This is a genomic window from Xanthomonas sp. PPL134 (assembly GCF_040595915.1).
In the GTDB taxonomy this organism is placed as follows: Bacteria; Pseudomonadota; Gammaproteobacteria; order Xanthomonadales; family Xanthomonadaceae; genus Xanthomonas_A; species Xanthomonas_A indica.
In genome coordinates this window covers 53,895-69,712 of record NZ_JAMDLL010000001.1, presented here as the reverse complement: position 1 = coordinate 69,712, position 15,818 = coordinate 53,895, and the positions used below count along the sequence as shown (strand labels likewise).

Genomic DNA, 15,818 nt, shown 5'->3' with positions numbered 1-15,818 from the left:
ACCTCGGCGGGCGGACCGCGCTTTCCGAAGAATCGTGACATCCGAACCGTGGCGGGCCAGCTTCAATGACAAAGAGATTGCAAACAATTCGCATTTGCATGGAAAATGAACGCACTGCCCGCATCGCACCAGCGGCAGCGCCCTTCGCCAGCCACCCGACCCCGGCGCCGCGTCCGCCCCACTGGGGGACGGCGCTGTCCGCCGTCGGGCCGTCCTCCATCCTGCAAACCGAACCGCCCATGACCTCTCCGATCAAGCGCCGCAAACACACCGTGACCTGCCAGGCCGCGGCACCGACGACCCTCACCACCGCCATGCTGCTCGGCGGGCTGAGCCTGCTCTCCTCCGCGCACGCGGCGGCGGCCGACCAGCCCACGACGCTGGACCAGGTCGACGTGCAGGCCCAGCGCGCCAAGCGCTACCTGGTGGAAGTGCCGGATTCGCCGAAGTTCACCCAGCCGCTGATCGACACCCCGCAGACCCTCAACATCATCGGCAAGGACCTGTTCAACGAACAGGGCGCCACCACGCTCACCGAAGCGCTGCGCAACAGCCCCGGCGTGGGCACGTTCTATGTCGGCGAGAACGGCAATACCAGCACCGGCGATGCGATCTACATGCGCGGCTTCGACAGTTCCAGCAGCATCTTCGTCGACGGGCTGCGCGACCTCGGTTCGATCTCGCGCGACGTCTTCAACATCGAGCAGATCGAGGTCGAGAAAGGCCCGGCCGGCACCGACAACGGGCGTAGCGCGCCGACCGGCGCGATCAACCTGGTGAGCAAGCAGGCGCACCTGGACAACGCCAGCAGCGCCACGCTGTCCGGCGGCGACCATGGCCAGCGCCGTGCGACCGCGGACTGGAACCAGGCCCTGGGCGCCAGCAGTGCGCTGCGGGTGAACGTGATGGGCCAGGACAGCGACGCCATCGGCCGCGACCATGTCGCCAACAAGCGCTGGGGCCTGGCCTCGTCGCTGGCGTTCGGCCTGGGCACCGAGACGCGCTACCTGCTCGACCTGCTGTACGTGAAGCAGGACAACGTGCCCGACGGCGGCGTGCCGACCATCGGCCTGCCCGGCTACAGCTCGCCCGATCCCACGCGGCCGTGGCTCGGCGGCGCCGCGCGCGTGGACAGCGCCAACTTCTACGGCACGCGCGCCGACCACGACGACGTGACCGCGAAGATGGGGACCTTCCGCATCGAGCACGACGTGTCCGACACGGTCAAGCTGACCAATACCGCGCGCTGGGGCCGCAACGAACAGGATTATCTGCTGTTCGCGTTCATGCCCAACGCCGCCAACCTGCGCACGCCGAATCCGGCCGATCCGGCGACTTGGACGGTGGCGCGCAGCCTGCCGACCTTCAAGGACCAGCAGTACACCCTGCTCGCCGACCAGTTGAACCTGCGCGTGGACTTCGCCACCGGCGCGGTGCAGCACAACCTCAGCACCGGCGTGGAAGTCTCGCGCGAGGAGTTGCGCAGTTGGGGGCACAACCTCGTCGACCGCGCCGCCTGGCTGGCGGCCAATCCGGCCAACCTGTATGCGCCGGACTGGAACACCACGCCGCTGCGCACGGCGCGCAACGGCGCGCGCAGCCATGGCACCACCACCACCTACTCGGCCTACGCCTTCGATACGCTGAAGTTCGGCGACAACTTCCTGGTCACCGCCGGCGTGCGCGCCGACCGCTACAAGACCGACTTCGACAGCCTGGTCTGCACGTCCGCCACCTCCACCGCCGCGCCCTGCGCCACCGTGGTCGGCCTGGACACCGACATCGCCGACACGTTGTTCAGCTGGAAACTCGGCGCGGTCTACAAGGCCAACGAGGACGTGAGCGTGTACGCGAACTTCGCCACCTCGCAGCAGCCGCCCGGCGGCAGCACGCTGGAACTGAGCGCCTCGGCCAACAACGCCAACAACCCGCGCTTCGACCCGCAGAAGGCCAGGACTGCCGAGGTCGGCACGAAGTGGAACTTCCTCGACGACGCGCTGTTCGCGACGCTGGCGCTGTTCCGCACCGACGTGAACAACGAGATCGTGCAGGGCAGCGACGGGCTGTACTACCAGAGCGGCGAGAAACGCGTGCAGGGCATCGAACTGTCGGCGGTGGGCAAGCTGACCGAGCGCTGGTCGCTGTCCAGCGGCTACACCAAGCTGGATGCGCGGGTGCGGCAAGGCACGACCGTCTCGCAGGACGGCAGTCAGGACCTGGCCTACACGCCGGACAGTGCGTTCACCGCCTGGACCACCTACACCCTGCCGTTCGGACTGACCGTCGGCGGCGGTGTCCGTTACTCGGGCGAGATGAAGCGCGGCCGCGACGGCGCGGTCGGCACGCCGGCGTTCGTGAAGTCGTACACGGTGTGGGACGCGGTGCTGAGCTATCCGGTCAACGACCACGTGGCGCTGCGCCTGAATGCCTACAACCTGTTCGACAAGGACTACGTCGCCGCCATCAACAAGAGCGGCTTCCGCTACACGCCCGGCGCGCCGCGCTCGGTGCTGCTGACCGCCGAGGTCCGGTTCTGACCGACCGCACCTGCCAGTGCGCGGTGGACGCCCTATCCTGGGCGTCCACCGCCGGAGCGCCCCATGCTGCTGCACATTCCCGACATCCTGACGGCCGATGAGGTCGCGCGGTTTCGCCAGGCACTGCAATCTGCCGACTGGGTGGACGGCCGCGAGACCGTCGGTACGCAAGGCGCGCAGGTCAAGCGCAACCAGCAACTCGCCGATGCCTCGCCGCTGAAGCAGGACCTCGGCCAGGCGGTGCTGAGCGCCCTGGCGCGCAGCCCGCTGTACTTCGCCGCGGCGCTGCCGCTGCGCACCATCCCACCGCGCTTCAATCGCTACACCGGCGGCGGCAGCTACGGCCTGCACGTCGATGGCGCGGTGATGACCCAGGCCGCCACCGCCGCGCAGCCGGCGCTGACCGTGCGCAGCGACCTGTCCTGCACCCTGTTCCTCAGCGCGCCGGAGGAGTACGACGGCGGCGAGCTGCTGATCCACGACACCTACGGCGAGCACGAGGTCAAGCTGCCTGCGGGCGATCTGATCCTGTATCCGTCCAGCAGCCTGCACCGGGTGGCGCCGGTGACCCGCGGCGCGCGCCTGGCCTCGTTCTTCTGGGTACAGAGCCTGGTGCGCGACGCCGGCCGGCGGCAGACCCTGTTCGACCTGGACACCGCGATCCAGGCGCTGACCGCCAGCGGCACGGACGCGGCGGCGCTGCTGCGCCTGACCAACGTCTACCACAACCTGCTGCGCGACTGGTCGGAGACATGAGCGCGCGCGGCAATCGGAACGCCGCACACGCCATCGGCGCACGCTCGCGCGGCGGCGGATGCCGTCACGCCGGCGTTGCATCGCCGCGCTTCGTTGTCGCGTGAGCGGCCCCGCGTCGCCGCCGGCGACACGCCCCAGCGCCGGCATCGCCACGCTGCACGGCAGCAGCATGGGCACGCGCTGGAACGCCAGGCTGCTGCCGCCCCACGGCAGCGATCCGCACACGCTGCGCGACGCGATCCAGGCGCAGCTGGATCTGGTCGTCGCGCAGATGAGCACCTGGGACGCGCGATCGGACCTCAGCCGCTACAACCGCGCCGATGCCGGCACCTGGCACACCTTGCCCGGCGCGCTGGACACGGTGCTGCATTGCGCGGTGGAGGTGGCGCAACGCAGCAGCGGCGCCTTCGATCCCACGATCGGCACCGTGCTCGGCCTATGGGGCTTCGGTGCCACCGCCGGGAATCGGCGCGTGCCCGACGCCACGGCGCTGCGACAGGCCCGCGCCGCGGGCGACTGGCGCCGGCTGAGCGTCGACGCGCAAGGCCGCTGGCACCAGCCTGGCGGGCTGCACCTGGATCTGTCGGCGATCGCCAAGGGCTACGGCGTCGACCTGGTGGTCCGGGCGCTGCAGGCGCGTGGCGTGGAAAGCGCACTGGTGGAGGTCGGCGGCGATCTCTACGGCTATGGCCGCAAGCCGGATGGGCAGGCGTGGCGGGTGCTGCTCGAGGCGGCCCCGGAAGACTACCTGCGTGGCGATGCACCGCCGCGCACGCTCGCGGTCGACGGCCTGGCGGTGGCCACCTCCGGCGACCGCTGGCACCACTTCGAACAGGATGGCCGGCGCTACGGGCACCTGCTGGACCCACGCAGCGGCCAGCCGATCGCGGCAACGCTGGCCACGGTCACCGTGGCCGCCGCCGATGCCATGCGGGCCGATGCCTGGGCCACCGCGCTCGGCGTGCTGGGCGCCGAGGTGGGCCTGGCCTGTGCCGAGCGCGAAGGCCTCGCGGTGCGCTTTCTGCTGCGCCAGGACGGTGGCGTGCAGGAACGGCGCAGCAGCGCCTTCGCCGCGCTGGCGCAGGCCTGAGCGCAGCGCGCTGCTCCTCCACGCGCCGCGGTCACGAGGAACACCCGTCACCGCGCGACACACCGCGCCGGTGCGTGCCGGAGGACACGCCGCTACTCCGCCTTTGGGGGCTGCGGTGACAACTGCGGGCTCTGCTTCTGCGGCGGCGACGCCAGGCGTGCCACACCACCATACCTTCATGCCGTCACGCCCTCAGCGCGCGGCCGGCAGCCCCATGCGCTGCAGTTCGAACACATAGCCCTTGCCGCGCACCGTGCGGATCCATTGCGGCACCAGCGGGTCGTCGCCGAGCTTCTGGCGCAACCGCGAGACCTGCAGATCGATGCCGCGGCTGCCCGCCACTGCGCTGGCCTCGCCGTCGCCCAGCGCCGTCCGCAGCACTTCGCGGCTGAGCACCTCGCCCGGCTGTTCGAGGAACACCGCCATCAGCCGCAGTTCGCCCGGCGACAGCGGGATCGTCCGTCCGTCCGGCGCCACCGCCTGGTGACGCGCGGCATCGACCTGCCAGCCGCCGTGCGCGGCCGGCGGTGGCTGCGTCGCACGCACCCGGCGCAGCACGGCGTTGAGCCGCGCCACCAGTTCGCGCAGGTCGGGCGGCCGCACCAGGAAGTCGTCCGCCCCCAGATCCAGCCCGATCACCCGGTCCACCGGTTCGGCGCGGTCGGCCATCATCACGATGGCGATGTCGCCGCGGTCGCGCAGTTGCCGGCACAGGCGCAGGCCTTCGGCGCCGTCGAGGCCGGCGTCGAGGACCACCGCGTCGTAATGCCCGGCCGCCAGTTGCGCCTGCAGGTGCGGCGCGCTGTCGGCGTCGTGCGTCTGCAGGTTGAAGCAGGCCAGGTAATCGCGGATCCGATCGCGCAAGGCCGCGTCCGCGTCCGCTACCAGGATTTTTGCCAGCCACCTGTTGTCCGAGAGCACCTGTCGGCTTCCGCTGAGCGGCCCGGATGGCCGCGCCCGCGCATTGGACGCGGTCGGCGCCGACGCCGCAAGACCCGCGCGCGGGGTCGCGCAGGCTCAGTCCGTGGGCGTCGGCGCGGCCTCGAGACGCATCGCCAGCAACTCCCCACCCCCGCTCAAAGCGAAGCGGCGCCTGGCATCGGCGGCCAACCAGGCGCTGTCGCCGGCCGCCAGTGGCGGCAGTCCGCTGGCCGCATCGAACTGCGCTTGCCCTGCCAGAAGATGAACGGCCCAGGCGACACCGGGTTCGGCGAAGAACAACATCGGCCCGACCAGCGGCCGGTGCAGCAGTTGCGTGCGCAGCCGGTCACGTCGCCACATGAGATTGAAATCGTGGGTCGGCCCGTCCAGCAACTCGCCGCGCAGCGGCCGCTCGCCGGCGAAGCGCAGGCGCGCATACGGGTCCTGCAGCACCTGCTCCTCGCCATCGTCGAAGCGCAGGCGCACGCCGTTGCCGCGCAGCAGGACCAGTTCGCGGTCGATCCCGGGGAAGGCGGAGAACGCGGCATCCTGCTCGATCTCGGCGATGGACAGGCGCAGCAGCCAGTCGTCGCCGGATGCCGGCAGGCGCAGGATCTCCCCGGTCCAGCCCAGGCCATTGCGCCAGCGTTCGCGGCGATACGCGTTGGCGGGAATCACCCGCGCGGGCAGCATGTACCGGTCCATCCGCACATTCTGCACGATCGCGGCATCGGCGCCTGTCCCCGGCCAGCCGGCAGGGCCACGCAAGACGCGCCATGGCCCCCAAAAAAACATCGCCCGGCTGCACGTCACTGTGCAACGCCGGGCGACGATGTACCTCCCTGTCGGCTTCCTGCCTTCCCCCCTTCGCGTCCTGCTCAGTGAGGCTGCGGCCGCGCGTCCAGCGCCGGCCCTATCCTTTCGTTGCAAATCCCTTTAACGCCTTTCCACCGGCTTGGCAGCTGCCTGCTTGGCGGCTGTCGGCGCGGGTGCCTTCGTGGCGCCCACATCGATCCGGTCGCGGTTCCGTTCGACCGTCTTGAGTCCGATGCCTTTCACCAGGGCCAGTTCCTCGGCGCTCTTGAAAGGTCCGTGCGCCTGCCGGTAGTCGACGATCGCCTGAGCCTTGGAGGCTCCCACGTTCACCAACACCTGGTCGATTTCCTCCGCTCCAGCGGAGTTGATGTTGACCTTGTCCGCGGCGAGCGCGGAACCGGACAGCATCAGGGCAACGACCAGCGACTTCAGGACCACGATAAAAGACTGCATGGCAACGCTCCTTGTGACTTGGATGGGGACTTCGCCGGCCTTTCCTGCCGGCGTGGTCAGCATCGCTCGCCACATGGGTACAGCCTATCGTCGGAGCGCGTCACAAACAGCAGGTAAACGGCGCGTCGACGTGTAGGAAAAACCCTACACCGGCACCGGGGCGTAGAATGACTGCACACGTGTGCAATCACTTCGGAGTTTTTCATGGACAGTGCCAAGATCGACCGTTTCCTGAGCGAAAAGTGGGATGACGACATCGTCCCGCAACTGGTCGATTACATCCGCATCCCCAATAAATCGCCGATGTTCGACGCCGATTGGGTCGCGCACGGCTACATGGCCGATGCGGTGGCGCTGATGGAGCGCTGGGCGCGGGCGCAGGCGATCCCGGGCCTGCAGGTGGAGGTGGTGCAACTGGAAGGCCGCACTCCGTTGATCTACCTGGAAGTGCCGGCCAGCAGCGAGGCGACCGGCGAGGACACGGTGCTGCTGTACGGGCACCTGGACAAGCAGCCGGAAATGTCCGGCTGGGACGCCGACCTGGGTCCGTGGACCCCGGTGCTCAAGGGCGACCGCCTGTACGGCCGCGGCGGCGCGGACGACGGCTACGCGCTGTTCGGTTCGCTGGCGGCGATCCAGGCGCTGCAGGACCAGGGCATCCCGCACGCACGCTGCGTGGTGCTGATCGAAGCCTGCGAGGAATCGGGCAGCTACGACCTGCCCGCCTACGTCGACCACCTGGCGGCGCGGATCGGCAAGCCCTCGCTGGTGGTGTGCCTGGATTCGGGCTGCGGCAACTACGAGCAACTGTGGTGCACGACCTCGCTGCGCGGCCTGGCCGGCGGCAACTTCAGCGTCAAGGTGCTCAGCGAAGGCGTGCATTCGGGCGACGCCTCCGGCGTGGTGCCGTCGAGCTTCCGCGTGCTGCGCGACCTGCTGTCGCGGCTGGAGGACGAGGCCACCGGCAAGATCAAGGTCGACGGCCTGTACGCCGAGATTCCCGAGGAGCGGCTGGCGCAGGCGCGCAAGGTCGCCGAGGTGCTGGGCGACGAGGTCTACAGCAAGTTCCCGTTCCTGCCCGGCATGCGGCCGATGCACGAGGACCTGTCCGAGCTGGTGCTCAACCGCACCTGGCGCCCGGCGCTGTCGGTGACCGGTGCCGACGGGCTGCCGCCGCTGGCCTCGGCCGGCAACGTGCTGCGCCCGGAGACCGCGGTGAAGCTGTCGCTGCGCCTGCCGCCGACGCTGGACGGCAAGCGCGCCGGCGAACTGCTGAAAGAAGTGCTGCTGCGCGACCCGCCGTATGGCGCCGAGGTGTCGCTGGCGCTGGAGAAATCCTCCTCCGGCTGGAACGCGCCGGCACAGTCGCCGTGGCTGACCGACGCGATCGAATCGGCTTCGCAGGCGGCCTTCGGCAAGCCGGCGATGTACATGGGCGAAGGCGGCTCGATCCCGTTCATGGGCATGCTCGGCGAGAAGTTCCCCGGCGCGCAGTTCATGATCACCGGCGTGCTCGGCCCGCATTCCAACGCACACGGCCCCAACGAGTTCCTGCACATCCCGATGGGCAAGCGGGTCACCGCCTGCGTGTCGCGGGTGATTGCGGCCCACCACGCCGCCAGCCTGCGCGGCGAGACCACCGGCAGCGCCGCGGTGGCCGGCGGCGAGCAGCATGGCGGGCACGGCTGCTGTTGAGAGGCCGGGATTGGGGAGTCGGGATTGGGGATTGGCGGAGCCGGTTTCCTGGCTGCCTGACTTCCCTGGTTTGCTGCAGGAGAGGCGTCGGTCCAAACGCGACGCCTCATCCGTGGCGTGATCGCTGGTAGCGTGAGCGGCCAGCCCCGTTGGGTTGGGCCGCCTGCGCCGCGCACGCAAGCATCGACGCCATCACCGTCGATCTGGCACGATCCGACGCTGATTCCCTTCCGCGTCCGGATCGCTCTCCATGCACACTCTGTTCGGCAGCGACAGCTGGCTCTACATCATCCTGGTGGGCTTCGTGGTCGGCCTGCTGGCGCGTTTCCTCGGCCCCAGCAGCGGGCGCTCCGGCTGCCTGTTCACCGTGCTGCTGGGCATCGCCGGCGCGTTGCTGGCCGGTTGGTTCGGCCACTACATGGGCTGGTACAGCCGCGGCGAGCCGGCGGGCTTCCTCGGTGCGCTGCTCGGCGCCATCGCCCTGCTCGCCTTGTTGCGGCTGTTCTCCAGCAAACGCTGAGGCACGCGGCGCCGCTCGCCACGGCGGCGGCGCCCGTTTACGCTGTGCGGCTCGTTTCCGCCACAGCCTGCCGATGAGCGCCAGCCCGACCGTTCCCGATGTCCTTGCGGCACGCGCCGCGCACCGCCTGGCCTGGGCGCGCACGGCCCTCGACGACGCACAGGCGACGCTGGAGCGCGCCTCGGTGGACGCCGGCCAGCGCAGCTACTGGCGCAGCCACGGCCGCGGCATCAGCCGCATCGTGATGGATTCGCCGCCAGACCTGGAAGACGTGCGGCCGTGGCTGCGCATGCACGCCCTGCTGGAGAGTGGCGCGGTGCGGGTGCCGGAAATCCTGGCGCAGGACGCGGAGGCCGGTTTCCTGCTGCTGGAAGACCTGGGGCAACCGACCCTGGCACAACGCCTGGACACGACCACGGCGGACGCGCACTTCGACGCGGCGCTCGGCCAGTTGCTGCGGCTGCAGGCCATCGCGCCGCCACCGGGAATGGGCGTGTTCGGCGAGGCGCTGCTGCAACGCGATGCCGGGCTGTTCGAAGACTGGTTCCTGCAGCGCCACCTGGGGATCACCCTGGAGGCCGACGAGCGCGCAGCCCTGCACGGGGTGCAGCGCCAGCTCATGGACAACGCGCTGGCGCAGCCGCAGGTGCTGGTGCATCGCGACTTCATGCCGCGCAACCTGATGCCGGCAGCCGACGGCCCGGCGGTGCTGGATTTCCAGGACTGCGTGGTCGGGCCGGTGGCCTACGACCCGGTCAGCCTGTTCAAGGACACCACGGTCAGCTGGCCGCTGGCGCAGGTGGACGCATGGCTGGCCGGTTATCACGCGCGCGCGCTGCAGGCCGGGATCCCGGTGCCGCCGCTGGCGCAATTCCTGCGCGACGCCGAGTGGATGGGCGTGCAGCGCCACCTGAAGAACCTGGGCATCTTCGCGCGGCTCAACTACCGCGACGGCAAGGCCTGGTACCTGGACAACGTACCGCGCTTCATCGCCTACCTCGACGAGGCGTTGCCGCGGCACCCCAGCCTGCAGCCGCTGGCGCAACTGCTGCAGACGCGGATCAAGCCGGCCCTGGCGCAGCACGCGGCGGCCGGCGCATGAAGGCGCTGATCTTCGCCGCCGGCCTGGGCGAGCGCATGCGTCCGCTGACCGCGCACACGCCCAAGCCGCTGCTGGCGGTGGGCGGCACGCCGCTGATCGTCTGGCACCTGCGCAAGCTTGCCGCGCTCGGCGTGCGCGAGGTGGTGATCAACACCTCCTGGCTGGCCGAACAGTTCCCGCAGACGCTCGGTGACGGCAGCGCGTTCGGGCTGCACATCGCCTATTCCTACGAAGGCGCCACGCCGCTGGAAACCGGCGGCGGCATGCTGCACGCGCTGCCGCTGCTCGGCGAGGCGCCGTTCCTGCTGGTCAACGGCGACATCTGGACCGACTTCGATTTCGCCCGGCTGGCGCCGGAGCCGCCCGGCCTGGCGCAACTGGTGCTGGTGGACCCGCCGGCCTATGCCGCGCACGGCGATTTCGCCCTGCAGGACGACGGGCACGTGCACAACGCCGGCGACCCGCTGCTGACCTACGCCGGCATCGGCATGTACCGCCCGGCCCTGCTGCGCGACTGGCAGACCATCGCCGCGCCGGCACCCGCCGCGTCCGGCGCGCCGCCCCGCTTCTCGGTGGTACCGCTGCTGCGCGCGCAGGCCGAACAGGGGCGCCTGCACGGTCTGCGGCACTACGGCCGCTGGACCGATGTGGGGACGCCGCAGCGGTTGGCAGAACTGGATGAGGTGCTGGGAATCGGGAATGGGGAATCGGGAATGGGGAAAAGCTGAGTCCCGCGAGCTTCGGCAGCCTCAACCGCGGCATGTGTTGTCGCTCACCCCAGATCGCAGGTTCAAATCCTGCCCCCGCCACTATCTTTGCCTGCAGCGGCAATCAGTGCATCGATTGCAACTGCTTTTTGCTTTTCCGGCTTCTGCGTACTGCTTCAGTTCTCGCGCTTCAGCTTTTCCCCATTCCCGATTCCCCACTCCCGATTCCCGGCCCTTCCAACACCCTGCGCAAGAACGGCACCGTCACCCGCCGCTGCGCCGCCAGCGATTCGCGGTCCAGGCGCTCCAGCAGGCCGATCAGGCCGGTCAGGTCGCGTCCGGCATGGGTCAGCAGCCAGTCGATCGCCGCGTCTTCCAGCACCAGGCCGCGGCGCTGGGCGCGTTCGCGCAGGACCGCGGCACGACCGGTGTCGTCCAGCGGAGCCAGCGCGATGCGGGTGCACTGCGACAGCCGCGAGCGCAGATCCGGCAGGCTGAGCGCCAGGCCGTCGGGCATCGCCTGCGCGGTGTACAGCAGGGTTACCCCGGCGCTGCGCGCGCGGTTGTGGAAATCGAACAGCGCCACTTCGTCCTCGCGCTGCCCGGCGATCGCTTCCAGGCCGTCGAGGGCGACCAGGTTGCGTCCTTCCAGCGCCTCCAGCGCATCGCGCAGGCGCCCGGCGGCGGCCTGCAGCGGCAGGTAGGCGGCGCTGCGCCCGGCCTGTTCGGCGGCCGCGCACACCGCCAGGGCCAGATGGGTCTTGCCGGTGCCGGCGGGGCCGGACAGGTACACCCAGTCGTCGGCGGCGCCGTCGGCCACCGCCTGCAGCTGCGCCAGCAGCCCGTCCGGCGCGCCCAGATAGCGGTCCAGGCGCTGTTCCGGCGGATAGCGCAAAGCCAGCGGCAGTTGCGGCACGCTCACGGCTGGTCGGGGCTGCGCGGCGGCAGTTCGATGATGGTGGTGCGCTCGGTGACGGTGTCCAGCAGGATCGCCGACTTCTCGCCCGCGTACAGCTCGCTCTGCCGGTACTGCTCGTGCAGGTAGTGCAGCAGCACGTTGGCCACCGCCGCCACCGGCAAGGCCAGCAGCATGCCGAGGAAACCGAACAGCTGGCCGCCGGCCATCACCGCAAAGATCACCGCCACCGGATGCAGGCCGATCTTGTCGCCGACGATGCGCGGGGTCAGCACGTAGCTCTCCAGCAACTGGCCGACGGTGAACACCACGCCGACCAGGATCAGCAACTGCAGGTCGAAGCCCTTGGCCTGCACGAGCGCGGCCAGCACCGCCAGCAGGATGCCGGTGGTGGCGCCCAGGTAGGGGATGAAGCTGATCAGGCCGGCGACGATGCCGATCAACAGGCCGAGCTTGAGCCCGACCAGGGTCAGGCCGCCGGCGTAGATCACGCCCAGCGCCAGCATCACCAGGAACTGGCCGCGGATGAACGCGCCCAGCACCTCGTTGGACTGCTGCGCCAGGCGGGTGATCGTGCCGACGTGGTTGCGCGGAATGGTGGCGGCGACGCGCGCGACCAGCAGGTCCCAGTCGCGCAGGAAGTAGAAGGTCAGGATCGGCAGCAGCACCAGGTTGACCACCCAGGTCACCATCGCGAAGCCCGAGCGCGACAGGTAGCCGAAGAAGGTCGCGGCGACGCCGCCGGCCTGCTGCCAGTGCCCGCGGATCCAGTCGATCAGCCGCTCCGGGTCCAGCCAGGCCATCAGTTCCAGCCCGGTCTTCTGCTCGGCCCACGGGATCGCGGTGCCGATGAACCAGTCGCGCGCCTGCGGCAGCACGTCGATGAAGGTGACGATCTGCCGCTCCAGCATCGGCACCAGGATCACCAGCGCCAGCACCAGCAGCAGGACCATCAGCACGAACACCAGGGTCACCGCCATGTTGCGCGAGCGCCCGGCGCGCTCCAGGCGGTCCACCAGCGGATCGCCGAGCCAGCCGAGCAGCAGCGCCAGCACGAACGGGGTCAGGATCGGCGCCAGCAGCCACACCACCCACAGCACGCCGACGATCACCGCCGTCCATTTCAGGCGGCGCAGGAACAGCGCGATCTCGGCTTCGGGCGACAACGTCATTTGAGGCGGTACTCCGTCGGCTCGCTGTTGAGGATCACCGGACCCTCGACCGGCGCGACCACCGGCTGCAGCGCGCCGTCCGGGCCGAGCATGCGGTTCAGCCCGGACACGCCGCTGAGCAGGTCCAGATCCAGTTCCAGGCGATCGCCGTCGGCGCGGATCGGCACGATGCGGCGCACCACCGAGGCGTTCTGCAGCGCGGCGGAGGCGCGCAGGTAGTCGTCGGCGCTGCGGATGCCGGTGATCACCACGCGGTAGATCCCGGCCGGGCCGGCGCTGACCGCCTTGGCGTAGCGCTTGACCAGGGCGTCGGCGGCACCGTCGGCGCCGCTGGCCATGGCGCGGCGCGCGTCGGCATCGCTGGCCGACCAGGTCGACAGCACCTTGCCGCCGTCCACGAAGGTCCAGTCGGCGGTCCAGCCGCCGGCCTTGCCGCGGTAGAGCTTGCCGATCAGCTGCATCGGCGGGCTGTAGCGCGACGAGGCGCTGGCCACCGCGGCGGTGTCCTGGCGCCAGATCGCGCCGGCCAGTGCCTGCTCGGCGGCGTTGCCGGTGGGCAGACCCAGGCGGAAGCCGCGCTCGATCGCGCGGTCGAGCAGGCTGCGCGCGGCATTGGACTGCTGCACACCGACCAGGCGTGGGCCGCTGCCGTCGTCGATGGCCAGCCACACGACCGGCTTGGGCCGCGGCTGCGGCCACACCGGCAGGCCCAGCGCCGCGGCCAGGCCGTCCACGTCCTGCGGGCGGAAGCGCGCCACCAGGATGGTGCGGAAGGTCGGCGCGCCGCTCGGCGAGGTGCCCTGGTCCTGGCGGTAGTCGAAGGTATCCACCAGGTTCTTGGCGTTGCGCAGCGCCTGGGTCACCCCGGGCCGCGACATCACGCCCTTGTCGCCGGAGATCTTGCCCAGCACCACGCCGAGCGCGCGGGACAGCGCGCCGTTGCGGTCGCCCTCGCTCTGGCTGTTGACCGGCACTTCGGCATCGTAGGGGCCGGTGGCGCCGGCCACGTCGCCCTCGGTGCGCAGCTCGGCCTGGGCCAGGGCGGTCGCGGCGGGCAGGCACAGCGCGAAAGACAGGAGGAAGGCAAGGCTGCGGCGCATGAAGGGTCCAGTACTCGGCGTATCCGGGGCGAATTGTTGCCCGAATGCGGGCCTAGCGCCAATGCGGCCTGTTAAAATCGCCGTCTTTCCGCCGACCCCGCCGCCCGTGACCACTTCCCAGCCCCCCGCCGCCGCCCCGTTGACCTACCGCGACGCCGGCGTCGACATCGATGCCGGCAACGCCGTCGTCGAACGCATCAAGCCCCTGGTCAAGCGCAGTTTCCGCCCCGAGGTGATGGGCGGGCTGGGCGGCTTCGGCGCGCTGTTCGACCTGTCCGGCAAGTACCGCGAGCCGGTCCTGGTGTCCGGGACCGACGGCGTCGGCACCAAGCTGAAGCTGGCGCAGCAGCTCGGCCGCCACGACACGATCGGCATCGACCTGGTCGGCATGTGCGTCAACGACGTGCTGGTGCAGGGCGCCGAGCCGCTGTTCTTCCTGGACTACTTCGCCACCGGCAAGCTCGACGTGGAGACCACCGTGGCGGTGGTCGGCGGCATCGCCCGCGGCTGCGAACTGGCCGGCTGCGCGCTGATCGGCGGCGAAACCGCGGAAATGCCCGACATGTACCCGCCGGGCGAGTACGACCTGGCCGGTTTCACCGTCGGCGCGGTGGAGAAGTCGCAGTTGCTCGACGGCGCCCGGGTGCGCCAGGGCGACGTGCTGATCGGCATCGCCTCCTCCGGCCCGCATTCCAACGGCTACTCGCTGATCCGCCGCATCTACGACCGCGCCGGGCGCCCGGACGCGCTGCAGGTCGGCGGCGTGGCCCTGGCCGACGCGCTGATGGCGCCGACCGCCCTGTACGTCAAGCCGATCCTGTCGCTGCTGCGCGACCAGGGCGAAGGCATCCACGCCATGGCGCACATCACCGGCGGCGGCCTGACCGAGAACATCATCCGCGTCATCCCGGACGGCCTGGGCCTGGACATCCGCGCCAGCGCCTGGACCCTGCCGCCGGTGTTCGAGTGGCTGCAGCGCGAAGGCGCGGTGGCCGACAGCGAGATGTGGCGCACCTTCAACTGCGGCATCGGCTTCGTGCTGGTCGCCGCGCCGGAGCAGGTGGCCGCCCTGGAACGCAGCCTGGACAGCCTGGGCCTGGCGCACTGGCAGATCGGCGCGGTCGTGGCCGCCGCGGACGCCGGCGAACGCGTCCACATCGGCTGAGCCGCGTGGCGGCAGCCAAGTGCGCCTGGCGGGCCACGTGTCGGTTCGGCGCGTCGCTGCCGGCAGCGACGTTCCCGCCCGACACGGTGTCGGGCCGGCGGCCGCTGCAGGCGCGGCACCGTCCGTCCGCCAGTGCCCTGCCCCGGACGTTCGCCCGATGACGCTTCGCCTCGCCGTGCTCGCCTCCGGCCGCGGGTCCAACCTGCAGGCCATCCTCGCCGCGATCGCCGCCGGCACCCTCGACGCCGAGGTGGTCGGCGTGTTCGGCGATCGCCCCGAGGCGCCGGCGCTGGCCATGGTCGCGCCGGACCGGCGCTGGTCGGCGCGGCCCAAGACCTTCCCCGACCGCGCCGCATTCGACCAGGCACTGGGCGACGCGGTCGCCGCGGTACAGCCGGACTGGGTGGTGTGCGCCGGCTACATGCGCATCCTCGGCGCCGGCATCGTGCAGCGCTTCGGCGGGCGCCTGCTCAACATCCACCCTTCGCTGCTGCCCAAGTACCGTGGCCTGCACACGCATGCGCAGGCCTTGGCGGCCGGCGACGCCGAACACGGCGCAAGCGTGCATTTCGTCGTGCCGGAGCTGGACGCCGGCGCGGTGATCGCACAGGTGCGGGTGCCGGTGCAGGCCGGCGACGGTCCCGACGACCTGGCGCAGCGCCTGCTCCCGCGCGAGCACCGGCTGCTGTGCGCGGTGCTGCGGCTGGCGGCGGCGGGCCGCCTGGCTGAACGGGACGGCAAGGTCTGGCTGGACGGTCAGTGCCGGTTTAGTCCGCTGCGCCTAGATTGCGACGACGTGCTGCTTCCCTGAATGCGCTGCCGCACCCGTCCGCGGCCCCTCCCCTCCTCCCTCCCGCTCACGCCAGCC

At 70.6% G+C, this 15,818-nt stretch carries 15 protein-coding genes; 9 read left to right on the top strand and 6 right to left on the bottom strand.

The features are described 5' to 3' along the window. Positions 1 to 239 precede the first annotated feature (239 nt). The 3 genes from M3U25_RS00315 (at position 240) to M3U25_RS00305 (ending at position 4,383) form a co-directional block, all read left to right on the top strand. Positions 240 to 2,537 carry a catecholate siderophore receptor Fiu gene (locus M3U25_RS00315; RefSeq protein ID WP_355496204.1) on the top strand — a complete coding sequence of 766 codons (2,298 nt, stop codon included), beginning with the start codon at positions 240 to 242 and terminating at the stop codon, positions 2,535 to 2,537. A 63-nt stretch (positions 2,538 to 2,600) separates the two neighbouring features. Then, positions 2,601 to 3,293, top strand: coding sequence for a Fe2+-dependent dioxygenase (locus tag M3U25_RS00310; RefSeq protein WP_355496207.1), 693 nt, complete (start codon positions 2,601 to 2,603; stop codon positions 3,291 to 3,293). Between the two features lie 169 nt (positions 3,294 to 3,462). Then, on the top strand, positions 3,463 to 4,383 hold the full coding sequence (locus tag M3U25_RS00305) for an FAD:protein FMN transferase (protein ID WP_355496373.1): 921 nt from the start codon (positions 3,463 to 3,465) through the stop codon (positions 4,381 to 4,383). Positions 4,384 to 4,575: 192 nt separating this feature from the next. Here the strand turns inward: M3U25_RS00305 and M3U25_RS00300 are convergent, their stop codons facing one another. The 3 genes from M3U25_RS00300 to M3U25_RS00290 all read right to left on the bottom strand — a co-directional run bounded on the left by M3U25_RS00300 (position 4,576) and on the right by M3U25_RS00290 (position 6,573). After that, positions 4,576 to 5,304, bottom strand: a complete 729-nt coding sequence (locus M3U25_RS00300) for a response regulator transcription factor (RefSeq protein ID WP_311195496.1) — start codon at positions 5,302 to 5,304, stop codon at positions 4,576 to 4,578. A 96-nt stretch (positions 5,305 to 5,400) separates the two neighbouring features. Further along, the gene (locus M3U25_RS00295; protein WP_355496211.1) at positions 5,401 to 6,009 is read right to left on the bottom strand and encodes a HutD family protein; all 609 of its coding nucleotides are present in this window, start codon (positions 6,007 to 6,009) and stop codon (positions 5,401 to 5,403) included. 231 nt (positions 6,010 to 6,240) lie between these two features. Beyond that, positions 6,241 to 6,573, bottom strand: a complete 333-nt coding sequence (locus M3U25_RS00290; RefSeq protein WP_017909203.1) for a ComEA family DNA-binding protein — start codon at positions 6,571 to 6,573, stop codon at positions 6,241 to 6,243. 204 nt (positions 6,574 to 6,777) lie between these two features. Between M3U25_RS00290 and M3U25_RS00285 the strand changes: the two genes are divergently transcribed. The 4 genes from M3U25_RS00285 (at position 6,778) to murU (ending at position 10,618) form a co-directional block, all read left to right on the top strand. After that, entirely contained in the window at positions 6,778 to 8,268 is a 1,491-nt protein-coding gene (locus M3U25_RS00285) for a M20 family metallopeptidase (RefSeq protein ID WP_242080818.1), read from the top strand. Between the two features lie 250 nt (positions 8,269 to 8,518). Beyond that, the gene (locus M3U25_RS00280; RefSeq protein ID WP_010344083.1) at positions 8,519 to 8,788 is read left to right on the top strand and encodes a GlsB/YeaQ/YmgE family stress response membrane protein; all 270 of its coding nucleotides are present in this window, start codon (positions 8,519 to 8,521) and stop codon (positions 8,786 to 8,788) included. Positions 8,789 to 8,861: 73 nt separating this feature from the next. Next, a complete protein-coding gene (locus M3U25_RS00275; protein ID WP_355496216.1) occupies positions 8,862 to 9,890 on the top strand; it encodes a phosphotransferase in 1,029 nt (342 codons plus the stop codon). Further along, positions 9,887 to 10,618 (top strand): N-acetylmuramate alpha-1-phosphate uridylyltransferase MurU, encoded by a 732-nt coding sequence (gene murU / locus M3U25_RS00270; protein ID WP_242159391.1) that lies wholly within the window; start codon positions 9,887 to 9,889, stop codon positions 10,616 to 10,618. The genes M3U25_RS00275 and murU overlap by 4 nt, the downstream gene beginning before the upstream one ends. Positions 10,619 to 10,787: 169 nt before the next feature. Here the strand turns inward: murU and hda are convergent, their stop codons facing one another. Genes hda through M3U25_RS00255 form a run of 3 tightly spaced genes read right to left on the bottom strand, consistent with a single transcriptional unit; the run spans position 10,788 to position 13,785 of the window. Next, on the bottom strand, positions 10,788 to 11,519 hold the full coding sequence (hda, locus tag M3U25_RS00265) for a DnaA regulatory inactivator Hda (protein ID WP_355496219.1): 732 nt from the start codon (positions 11,517 to 11,519) through the stop codon (positions 10,788 to 10,790). Continuing rightward, positions 11,516 to 12,685 carry an AI-2E family transporter gene (locus tag M3U25_RS00260; RefSeq protein ID WP_242159393.1) on the bottom strand — a complete coding sequence of 390 codons (1,170 nt, stop codon included), beginning with the start codon at positions 12,683 to 12,685 and terminating at the stop codon, positions 11,516 to 11,518. Before M3U25_RS00260 ends, hda begins: the two co-directional genes overlap by 4 nt. After that, positions 12,682 to 13,785 carry a DUF2066 domain-containing protein gene (locus M3U25_RS00255; protein WP_242080813.1) on the bottom strand — a complete coding sequence of 368 codons (1,104 nt, stop codon included), beginning with the start codon at positions 13,783 to 13,785 and terminating at the stop codon, positions 12,682 to 12,684. The genes M3U25_RS00260 and M3U25_RS00255 overlap by 4 nt, the downstream gene beginning before the upstream one ends. A gap of 106 nt (positions 13,786 to 13,891) precedes the next feature. Here M3U25_RS00255 and purM point away from each other — a divergent pair, with 106 nt between their 5' ends. Both purM and purN read left to right on the top strand, forming a co-directional pair. Then, positions 13,892 to 14,950, top strand: coding sequence for a phosphoribosylformylglycinamidine cyclo-ligase (gene purM, locus M3U25_RS00250; RefSeq protein WP_355496224.1), 1,059 nt, complete (start codon positions 13,892 to 13,894; stop codon positions 14,948 to 14,950). Positions 14,951 to 15,107: 157 nt separating this feature from the next. Continuing rightward, positions 15,108 to 15,761: a phosphoribosylglycinamide formyltransferase gene (purN, locus tag M3U25_RS00245; protein WP_242159395.1), complete on the top strand. Its 654-nt coding sequence runs from the start codon at positions 15,108 to 15,110 to the stop codon at positions 15,759 to 15,761. Positions 15,762 to 15,818: the final 57 nt, after the last annotated feature.